Source organism: Pseudomonas sp. A25(2017) (genome assembly GCF_002001065.1).
GTDB classification, from domain to species: domain Bacteria; phylum Pseudomonadota; class Gammaproteobacteria; order Pseudomonadales; family Pseudomonadaceae; genus Aquipseudomonas; species Aquipseudomonas kilonensis.
The window spans coordinates 19,877-29,589 of the sequence record NZ_MUOA01000098.1 but is presented as its reverse complement, the minus strand read 5'-3'; the positions used below and the strand labels follow the sequence as shown (position 1 = coordinate 29,589).

Here is a 9,713-nt window from a genome sequence, read left to right as displayed (position 1 = left end):
AGGCCCCCCTGGCCGCCACCGCCAACATGTACCTGGACAAGGACGGCAACGTCGTGCCCGAACTCAGCACCCGCGGGCACCTGGCAGTGGGTGTGCCCGGCACCGTGTCCGGCATGGAACTGGCGTTGAGCAAATACGGCAGCAAACCCCGGGCGGAACTGATCGCTCCGGCGATCAAGTTCGCCGACGAAGGCTTCACCCTGGAGCAGGGCGATGTCGATCTGCTGGAAACCGCCACCGATGTGTTCAAGAAGGACATACGCGACTCCGGAGCGATCTTCCTGCACAACGGCGAGCCCATGCAGGTCGGCCAGAAACTGCTGCAAAAAGACCTCGCCAAGACCCTGCGGGAAATCTCCGCCAAGGGCGCCGACGGCTTCTACAAAGGCTGGGTCGCCGATGCCCTGGTCACCTCCAGCCAGGCCAACAAAGGCATCATCACCCAGGCCGATCTGGACAAGTACCAGACCCGCGAACTGGCTCCGGTGGAGTGCGACTACCGCGGCTATCACATCATCTCGGCGCCGCCGCCCAGTTCCGGTGGCGTGGTGCTGTGCCAGATCATGAACATCCTCGACGGTTATCCGATGAAGGATCTGGGGTTCCATTCGGCCCAGGGCATGCACTATCAGATCGAAGCCATGCGCCACGCCTACGTGGACCGCAACAGTTACCTGGGTGACCCGGACTTCGTGAAGAACCCCATCGACCATCTGCTGGATAAAAACTACGCCGCCAAGCTGCGGGCCGCGATCGAGCCGCAACAGGCCGGCGACTCGCAGAAGATCAAGCCCGGCGTGGCGCCCCATGAGGGCAGCAACACCACCCATTACTCCATCGTCGATAAGTGGGGCAATGCCGTTTCGGTCACCTACACCCTGAACGACTGGTTCGGTGCCGGTGTCATGGCGAGCAAGACCGGGGTGATTCTCAACGATGAAATGGACGACTTCACCGCCAAGGTCGGCGTGCCCAACATGTATGGCCTGGTGCAGGGCGAAGCCAACGCCATTGCGCCGGGCAAGGCGCCGCTGTCATCCATGAGCCCGACCATTGTCACCAAGGATGGCAAGACGGTCATGGTGGTGGGCACTCCGGGCGGCAGCCGGATCATCACCGCGACATTGCTGACTATCCTCAATGTGATCGACTACGGCATGAACCTCCAGGAGGCTGTCGACGCACCGCGTTTCCACCAACAGTGGATGCCGGAGGAAACCAACCTGGAGACCTTTGCGGCCAGCCCGGATACCCGCAAGCTGCTGGAGAGCTGGGGGCACAAGTTCGCCGGCCCGCAGGACCCCAACCACATTGCCGCGATCCTGGTCGGTGCGCCGTCATTGGGTGGCAAACCGGTGGGCAAGAACCGCTTCTATGGCGCCAACGACCCCCGTCGCAACACCGGGTTGTCGCTGGGGTATTGAGTCATCGCACGGCTCCGATATTGCTTGAAGAGGGAAGGTCATGAACACCGCATTGCTGATCATCGATGTCCAGAACGCGCTGTGCTCAGGCGAAGAGGAATGCTTCGACAGCCAGCGCATCATCCGGACCATCAACGAGCTGGCGGCCAAAACCCGGGCCCTCGGCTTGACGGTGATCCTGATCCAGCACGAAGAGTTGGAAGGTTCGTTGACGTATGGTTCTGCCGCCTGGCAACTGGCCGACGACCTGTTGACCGCTGCCGATGACCTGCGGGTGCGCAAGACCACCCCCGATGCCTTCTACCAGACCGACCTGCAACCGTTGTTGCAGGCCCGAGGCATCGACCGCCTGGTGATCTGCGGGCTGCAAACCGACTATTGCGTCAACGCCACCGTGCGCCAGGCCCATGCCCTGGGGTACGACGTGGTTCTGGCGGCCGATGCCCACTCCACGGTGGACAACGGCAGCATGGCCGCCGAGCAGATCATTGCCAATCACAACAACCGATTGGGGCGGCTGAGCAGTGCGGTGTCGCGGATCGATGTGGTGGCGGCGGCTGACATTCGCCTCTGACCCGAAACCAATGGTTAAACCTGTGTCGAGGGGATGTCTCTGTGGCGAGGGGATAAATCCCCTCGCCACAATGGTGTATGCAAGTCGGGATCACATCACGGTGCGCCAAGCACCATCGTCCAGTACACCCCCGCATCACTGCGCGAATCGCTGGCGGAAGCTGCGCCCATCTGGGTGAACATCGGGTTCATCAGGTTGGCGCAGTGCCCTGGGCTGGCCAGCCAATCGTGCATGGCCTGGCTCGGTGAGCGTTGTCCGGCGGCGATGTTCTCGCCCAGTTTACGTCCGCGAAAGCCGGCGCGCTTGGCGCGATCGGAAGAGGAGCGACCGTCCGGGTCGCGATGGGCGAAATAATTCTCGCGGGCCATCGACCGGCTGTGGCCTTGGGCGGCGGTTCCCAGCGCGGCGTTCCAGCTCAGCGGCCGGGCCGCCGCGAAGCGCTGGCGCCCGCACATCCGTGGCTTGGCCCTGGCGGCATTGACCTGGGCCAGCAGCGACTTGTCCGCCGCACCCGCGTCGCTCATCCGTGTGCCACCCATGGGCTGCGCCAGCACCACGCGCCATTCATCACCGACCCGATTGACGCCGATGTCGGCGTACTGGTTGTCCAGCAGCGCTGCGCAATGTTCATCGGCCAACATGTCGAAGGCTTCTTCGGCGTCCCGCGCATCGGTCAAGCGAATGCTGCGCACGGCCCGGGCTTGATAGCCGGCGTCTTTCAAGGTGTCCCGCAGGCCACCGCGAAAGCCGATCGGCAAGCCCAGGCTTGAACGCAGCACCAGCGGCGGCGTGGCACGCACCGTGCGCCATTCACAACGGCGCGGCTGGCTACGGAAATCGTTGATGGCCTCCACCAGCTGCCTTTCGCCGCGGGCATGGGCGGGGCTGGCGAATAGAGGAAACAGGGCAAGCAAGCACAGCGAAACGAAACGGCAAGAGCGAACAGGGTGGCGCATGGGGCGAACGGCTCAAGAGGGGGAGTTGCCATAGCGCCAGGCTTGGCGCCGATCAGCTGGAAAACCCGCCGCTGCAGATCGGCGGGGGTTTCACGGCTGGGGTAGGACTGTCGGTTTTGGAACAAGTTTCAGGAAGGCGAAGACTATCTGTGGGCTGGCACAACACTATTGTGGCGAGGGGATTTATCCCCGCTGGGGCGCGAAGCGGCCCTAAAACCTGACATCTCGGTGTGTCAGGTTCATGAAGTCGGCTGAACTTGGGGCTGCTTGACCCGTTCAACCTTGCGATAGGTCAGCAGCACGATGCCCGTCACCACAATCGCGCCACCCATCACCTGGCCCGGGTTGAGCATCTGGTCCAGCACCAGCCAGCCGATCAGCAGCGTGGCCAGCGGTTCGATGTTCATCACCGGGGCGTTGCGCGGCATGTCCAGGCGGGGCACGGAAATGAACAGCACGGTAAACCCGGTGCCATAGAGCACCACCAGGGTCGCCAGGGCGAACCAGCCGGTGTTGCTGGCTGGCAGGTCGAAACCGCCGGGCAGGGCGCCTGTCAGGCCAGCGAGGTTGACGCTGCTGAAGACGATGAAGATCGTCAGCAGGCTGCGGACCGAGCCGCGCACCTGGGACAACTTGTGATCGGTGATCCACAGTGCGCAGGCAAAGGCACAAGCCGCGCAAAAGGCCAGACCCACCCCCAGCAGCCATTGCGGGCCGACGCCTTGCCCAGACGAGAACCGCGACGGCACTTCCAGCACGAACACCAGGCCCACCAGGATCATGCCCATCAACGCAGCCGTGCGCGCCGTCGGGCGTGGTCCGCCCAGGGCCCAGGTCAGCAAGGCCAGCAGTATCGGAAACACGTTGCCCACCAGCAGCGCCAACGCCACTGGCACCCGGGCCACGGCGGAGTACAGGCACAGGCTCTGGGCGCCGATCAACAGCCCCAGCGTCAATTGCCAACGCCACGCACCGGGCGGCAGGCGCAGGCTTTGTCGTTGCCAGAGCACCATCGCGGCCAGCACCAGCAGCGTCCCGCCCGAGCGCAGCAGGATCGCCAGCAGCACACCGGCACCGTCATCGAACGCGGCCCGCGCGGCGACGTGGTTGCCGGCGAAGGCACAGCCCATGCACAGCAGGACGAGCACCGCGAGGTGGCGGGGTAACGGCGTGGGGGTGTCAGGTGCAGCGATGGGGCGGCTCATGGCAGGTGTCTCGAAGGCGGCCGCCAAGGCAAAAGGCCCAGGATCGGCTGTTTTGGTTATAGGTTGTCGTATGACTGTAAGGTTTTTACCTCGTGGGGGGCAAGGGACATGGTGCGCAGACCTGTGGGTTCTGGTGCATGGGTGCGGTTGCCTCGGTGCTTACTTGCTTTGGTGTGTATATCCGTTATTTCGGTAACGGCGGCTGGCTGTTCCGCTCTTACAGCGGGTCACTTTCGAAAAGCGCGAAAGTAACCAAAGCGCTCATGCCCCACCACTCGGCACCTCGCCTAGGCTCGGTGTGCCCTCACTCCGGCATTGCTCCGTGGGCCGCCGCGAAGGGCCATCCATGGCCCAGCGCGGCTACCTCGGCATCCATGCCGAGGTGCCCACTGCGCAATACCTGCGTTCGGCCAGCGTGGTTAACGGGGCGCCGAGATCAACATCCACCGCGAGGCGGCCTAACGGCCGGCCTGGTTCTCGGTGGAGACCGCGTTTCCCCTGTGGGAGCGGGCTTGCTCGCGAAGGCGGTGGGTCGGTTTGTGGTGAGGTTGGATGTGCCGGCCTCATCGCGAGCCAGCTCGCACAGGTGATTCTGGGTGTCCATGAGTCTTGTGTTCACTGCAGGCCATTGTGGGAGCGAGCCTGCTCGCGATGGCGGTGTCACAGTCGATGAAGAGGTTGGATGTGCCGGCCTCATCGCGAGCAGGCTCGCTCCCACAGGTGATTCTGGGTGTCCATGAGTCTTGTGTTCACTGCAGGCCAATGAGGGAGCGAGCTTGCTCGCGATGGCGGTGGTTCAGCTACATAGATGTTGGACGTGTCGCGCTCTTGCTTTGCTTTGCTTTGCTTTGGATTTTGATCTCGACGCCCCGTCAAACCACGCTGGCCGAACGCAGGCATTGCGCAGTGGGCATCCCGGCATGGATGCCGGGATAGCCGCGCTGGGCCATGGATGGCCCTTCGCGGCGGCCCACGGAGCAATGCCGGAGTGAGGGCACACCGAGCCTAAGCGAGGTGCCAAGTGGTGGGGCATGAGCGTTTTGCTTACTTTTGCGCTTCTCAAAAGTGAGCCGCTGTAAGAGCGGAACCGTCAGCAGCCGTTACCGCAGCAACGGATATGTACCCAATCCAATCCAACCCAACCCCAAAGGAAACGGCGCTCCCTCGGAAAAGCGCCGTTTCCTTAAGTGAACAACATTACGCTCCCACAGGGGATTTGCGTCATACACAGGGTCCAATGTGGGAGCGAGCTCGCTCGCGAAGGTGTCGGACCAGTCGCCGCAGATATCAAAGAGGGCATAAACAAAACAGCCCCCGCTCTTATATATAAGAAGCAGGGGCTGTTTCAGTGCAGCGTGGAACCTATGGCAAGGCAGGCCTTACTTGCGGTCTTCCAGCTGAGTAATGTCACGCGACTCGTAGCCGGTGTACAGCTGGCGCGGACGGCCGATCTTGTACGGGCTGGAGAGCATTTCCTTCCAGTGGGAGATCCAGCCGACGGTCCGCGCCAGGGCGAAGATCACGGTGAACATGCTGGTTGGAATGCCGATCGCCTTGAGGATGATCCCCGAGTAGAAGTCGACGTTCGGGTACAGCGAGCGCTCGATGAAGTATGGGTCGGTCAGGGCGATCTCTTCCAGGCGCATGGCCAGTTCGAGTTGCGGATCGTTTGTGATCCCCAGTTCCTTGAGCACTTCGTCGCAGGTCTGCTTCATGACGGTGGCGCGCGGGTCGCGGTTCTTGTAGACCCGGTGACCGAAGCCCATCAGCTTGAACGGATCGTTCTTGTCCTTGGCCTTGGCGATGAACTTGTCGATGTTGGAGACATCGCCGATTTCATCGAGCATGGTCAATACCGCTTCGTTGGCACCGCCGTGGGCAGGGCCCCAGAGCGCGGCGATACCGGCGGCGATACAGGCGAACGGGTTGGCACCCGAGGAGCCGGCCAGGCGCACGGTGGACGTGGAGGCGTTCTGCTCGTGGTCGGCATGGAGGATGAAGATCCGGTCCATGGCCTTGGCGAGCACCGGGCTGATCGGTTTGATCTCGCACGGGGTGTTGAACATCATATGCAGGAAGTTCTCTGCATAGGTCAGGTCGTTGCGCGGGTACATCATGGGCTGGCCCATGGAGTACTTGTAGACCATGGCTGCCAGGGTCGGCATCTTCGCCACCAGGCGGATCGCGGAGATTTCGCGATGCTGGGGGTTATTGATGTCCAGGGAGTCGTGGTAGAAGGCCGAGAGGGCGCCGACAACGCCGCACATGACGGCCATCGGGTGGGCATCGCGACGGAAGCCGTTGAAGAAGGTCTTCAACTGCTCGTGAACCATGGTGTGGTTCTTCACGGTGCTGACGAACTGGGCCTTTTGCTCTGCGGTTGGCAGCTCGCCATTGAGCAGCAGGTAGCAGGTTTCCAGGTAGTCCGATTTTTCAGCCAGTTGCTCGATCGGGTAGCCGCGGTGCAGCAGGATGCCGTTGTCGCCGTCGATGTAGGTGATCTTCGACTCGCACGAGGCGGTCGACATGAAACCTGGGTCAAAGGTGAAACGGCCCGTGGCCGTCAGGCCCCGTACGTCGATTACATCGGGACCAACGGTGCCGGTTAAAATGGGCAGCTCGACGGGGGCTGCGCCCTCGATGATCAACTGCGCTTTTTTGTCAGCCATGTGGCCTCCTATTAATGCTTGAAATCATCAGACAGACCCCCCACGCAGGGCCCGCACCACTATAGTGAGATAAATCCGAAAGTCAATTTGCCTAAAGTCTTGCTCCAGAAGGCTTTAACCGGACTTTTTCCGCGAAATTGCCTGCCGTTTACGCCTTTTACGCCATATGTGCAATGCGCTATTAGGGGAAGGTGAACGCGTTGTCATTAGTAGCCTAACTGTCTATACTCGGCCACCGACCGCCAGGGGCTTTTGGGCCTGCTTTCTTGGGGGTCGTCACTCCCTGGGTGGTGAGTACCTGACCAGTGCGCGCCCCAACAACTTTGCCCTGATTGTTAGGGGCTCTTCAGTGTGAAAAAAAAGCCGTGAAAAGCCAACGACCTGTAAACCTAGACCTAAGGACCATCAAACTCCCAGTCACTGCTTACACGTCCATTCTTCACCGTATTTCCGGTGTCATCCTCTTCGTCAGCCTGGCCATCATGCTTTATGCATTGGACAAGTCGCTCGATTCGGAAGAAGGCTTCGGTCAGGTGAAAGCGTGTCTGACCAGTCCGCTAGCCAAGCTAGTGATTTGGGGCATCCTGTCCGCCTTGCTGTATCACTTGGTTGCCGGTGTGCGCCATTTGATCATGGACATGGGCATCGGTGAGACGCTGGAAGGCGGCAAGCTGGGCTCGAAAATCATTATCGCCGTGTCTGCGGTGCTGATCGTTCTGGCAGGAGTCTGGATATGGTAACCAACGTCACGAACCTTTCGCGTTCGGGCCTCTACGACTGGATGGCCCAGCGTGTGTCTGCGGTCGTTCTCGCGGCTTACTTCATTTTCCTGATCGGATATGTCGTGGCAAACCCTGGCATTGGCTACGCCCAATGGCATGAACTGTTCGCAAACAACTGGATGCGCATCTTCAGTCTGCTGGCACTTGTTGCACTGGGCGCTCACGCCTGGGTCGGCATGTGGACCATCGCGACCGACTACCTGACGCCAATGGCGTTCGGCAAATCGGCGACTGCCGTACGTTTCCTCTTCCAGGCAGTATGCGGCGTTGCGATGTTCGCTTACTTCGTCTGGGGTGTGCAGATTCTCTGGGGTATCTGATCCATGGCTAACATTCCAACGATTTCTTTCGACGCCATCATCATTGGTGGTGGCGGTGCCGGCATGCGCGCGGCGCTGCAACTGGCACAGGGCGGTCACAAGACTGCCGTGATCACCAAGGTCTTCCCGACCCGTTCGCACACTGTTTCCGCCCAGGGCGGCATCACCTGCGCCATCGCTTCGGCCGACCCGAACGACGACTGGCGCTGGCACATGTACGATACCGTCAAGGGTTCCGACTATATCGGTGACCAGGACGCTATCGAATACATGTGTCAGGAAGGCCCGGCTGCCGTTTACGAGCTGGACCACATGGGCATGCCTTTCTCGCGTACCGAGCAAGGTCGTATCTACCAGCGTCCGTTCGGTGGCCAGTCCAAGGACTACGGCAAGGGCGGTCAGGCTGCACGTACTTGCGCAGCGTCCGACCGTACCGGTCACGCACTGTTGCACACCCTTTACCAGGGCAACCTGAAAGCCGGTACCGTGTTCCTGAACGAGTACTACGCTGTCGATCTGGTGAAGAACCAGGATGGCGCTTTTGTCGGCGTGATCGCGATCTGCATCGAAACCGGCGAAACCACCTACATCCGCGCCAAGGCCACCGTACTGGCGACCGGCGGTGCAGGTCGTATCTATGCCTCCACCACCAATGCCCTGATCAACACCGGTGACGGCGTCGGCATGGCCCTGCGTGCAGGCGTACCGGTGCAAGACATCGAAATGTGGCAGTTCCACCCAACCGGCATCGCCGGCGCCGGTGTACTGGTCACCGAAGGTTGCCGCGGTGAAGGCGGTTACCTGATCAACAAGCACGGCGAGCGTTTCATGGAGCGTTATGCTCCGAACGCCAAGGACCTTGCCGGTCGTGACGTGGTTGCCCGTTCGATGGTTAAAGAGATCATCGCCGGTAACGGCTGTGGCCCGAATGGCGACCACGTGATGCTCAAGCTCGACCACCTGGGCGAGGAAGTGCTGCACAGCCGCCTGCCAGGCATCTGCGAGCTGTCCAAGACCTTCGCTCACGTCGACCCGGTCGTTGCGCCAGTTCCAGTAGTTCCAACCTGCCACTATATGATGGGCGGCGTTGCCACCAACATTCATGGCCAGGCAATCACCCAGAACGCCGAAGGCGTGGACGAAATCATCCCTGGCCTGTTCGCAGTGGGTGAAGTGGCCTGCGTATCGGTCCACGGTGCCAATCGCCTGGGCGGCAACTCGTTGCTCGACCTGGTGGTCTTCGGTCGCGCTGCTGGCCTGCACCTGGAAAAAGCCCTGTCCGACGGTATCGAATACGACGATGCCACCGACGCCAACATCGAAGCCGCCCTGGCGCGTCTGTCCGCTCTGAACGAGCGTACCGAAGGCGAAGACGTGGCGACCCTGCGTCGCGAATTGCAAAACTGCATGCAGAACTACTTCGGTGTATTCCGTACCGGCGAATACATGCAGAAGGGTATTGCCCAGCTGGCGCAATTGCGTGAACGAATCGCCAACGTGAAGATCAACGATAAGTCGCAGGCGTTCAACACTGCCCGTATCGAAGCGCTGGAATTGCAGAACCTGCTGGAAGTGGCTGAAGCTACCGCCATTGCTGCCGAAGTACGTAAAGAGTCCCGCGGCGCTCACGCCCGTGAAGACTTCGAAGATCGTGACGACGAAAACTGGCTGTGCCACACCCTTTACTTCCCGGGTGACAAGCGCGTGACCAAGCGTGCTGTGAACTTCTCGCCGAAGACTGTTCCGACTTTTGAACCTAAGATTCGGACTTATTAAGGGTGGC

General features: G+C 61.0%; 8 protein-coding genes. 5 read left to right on the top strand and 3 right to left on the bottom strand.

Annotation, left to right across the window (positions count from 1 at the left end; translation table 11 throughout):
- Together ggt and B0E42_RS25090 are read left to right on the top strand one after the other, a co-directional pair.
- Window positions 1-1,424, top strand: a 1,424-nt coding sequence (ggt, locus tag B0E42_RS25095) for a gamma-glutamyltransferase (RefSeq protein ID WP_077508118.1), incomplete at its 5' end; no start/stop codon positions are given.
- Window positions 1,425-1,464: 40 nt separating this feature from the next.
- A complete protein-coding gene (locus B0E42_RS25090) occupies window positions 1,465-1,998 on the top strand; it encodes a cysteine hydrolase family protein (RefSeq protein ID WP_018611588.1) in 534 nt (177 codons plus the stop codon).
- A gap of 95 nt (window positions 1,999-2,093) precedes the next feature.
- Here the strand turns inward: B0E42_RS25090 and B0E42_RS25085 are convergent, their stop codons facing one another.
- The 3 genes from B0E42_RS25085 to gltA all read right to left on the bottom strand — a co-directional run bounded on the left by B0E42_RS25085 (window position 2,094) and on the right by gltA (window position 6,828).
- The gene (locus B0E42_RS25085) at window positions 2,094-2,954 is read right to left on the bottom strand and encodes a CAP domain-containing protein (protein WP_077508112.1); all 861 of its coding nucleotides are present in this window, start codon (window positions 2,952-2,954) and stop codon (window positions 2,094-2,096) included.
- A 239-nt stretch (window positions 2,955-3,193) separates the two neighbouring features.
- Window positions 3,194-4,159, bottom strand: a complete 966-nt coding sequence (locus B0E42_RS25080; protein ID WP_053177760.1) for a DMT family transporter — start codon at window positions 4,157-4,159, stop codon at window positions 3,194-3,196.
- Between the two features lie 1,379 nt (window positions 4,160-5,538).
- Complete coding sequence (gene gltA, locus B0E42_RS25070; RefSeq protein ID WP_014339589.1) at window positions 5,539-6,828, bottom strand: citrate synthase; 1,290 nt, start codon at window positions 6,826-6,828, stop codon at window positions 5,539-5,541.
- Between the two features lie 365 nt (window positions 6,829-7,193).
- Between gltA and sdhC the strand changes: the two genes are divergently transcribed.
- The 3 genes from sdhC to sdhA are packed head-to-tail and all read left to right on the top strand — an operon-like array spanning window position 7,194 to window position 9,706.
- On the top strand, window positions 7,194-7,568 hold the full coding sequence (gene sdhC / locus B0E42_RS25065) for a succinate dehydrogenase, cytochrome b556 subunit (RefSeq protein WP_003179220.1): 375 nt from the start codon (window positions 7,194-7,196) through the stop codon (window positions 7,566-7,568).
- Window positions 7,562-7,930: a succinate dehydrogenase, hydrophobic membrane anchor protein gene (gene sdhD, locus B0E42_RS25060; protein ID WP_014339587.1), complete on the top strand. Its 369-nt coding sequence runs from the start codon at window positions 7,562-7,564 to the stop codon at window positions 7,928-7,930. The genes sdhC and sdhD overlap by 7 nt, the downstream gene beginning before the upstream one ends.
- A gap of 3 nt (window positions 7,931-7,933) precedes the next feature.
- Window positions 7,934-9,706 carry a succinate dehydrogenase flavoprotein subunit gene (gene sdhA / locus B0E42_RS25055; RefSeq protein ID WP_014339586.1) on the top strand — a complete coding sequence of 591 codons (1,773 nt, stop codon included), beginning with the start codon at window positions 7,934-7,936 and terminating at the stop codon, window positions 9,704-9,706.
- Window positions 9,707-9,713: the final 7 nt, after the last annotated feature.

Coding starts and splice junctions, on each gene's coding strand:
- B0E42_RS25090 (WP_018611588.1), top strand. CDS start 1,465: ATGAACACCGCATTGCTGATCATCGATGTCCAGAACGCGCTGTGCTCA.
- B0E42_RS25085 (WP_077508112.1), bottom strand. CDS start 2,954: ATGCGCCACCCTGTTCGCTCTTGCCGTTTCGTTTCGCTGTGCTTGCTT.
- B0E42_RS25080 (WP_053177760.1), bottom strand. CDS start 4,159: ATGAGCCGCCCCATCGCTGCACCTGACACCCCCACGCCGTTACCCCGC.
- gltA (WP_014339589.1), bottom strand. CDS start 6,828: ATGGCTGACAAAAAAGCGCAGTTGATCATCGAGGGCGCAGCCCCCGTC.
- sdhD (WP_014339587.1), top strand. CDS start 7,562: ATGGTAACCAACGTCACGAACCTTTCGCGTTCGGGCCTCTACGACTGG.
- sdhA (WP_014339586.1), top strand. CDS start 7,934: ATGGCTAACATTCCAACGATTTCTTTCGACGCCATCATCATTGGTGGT.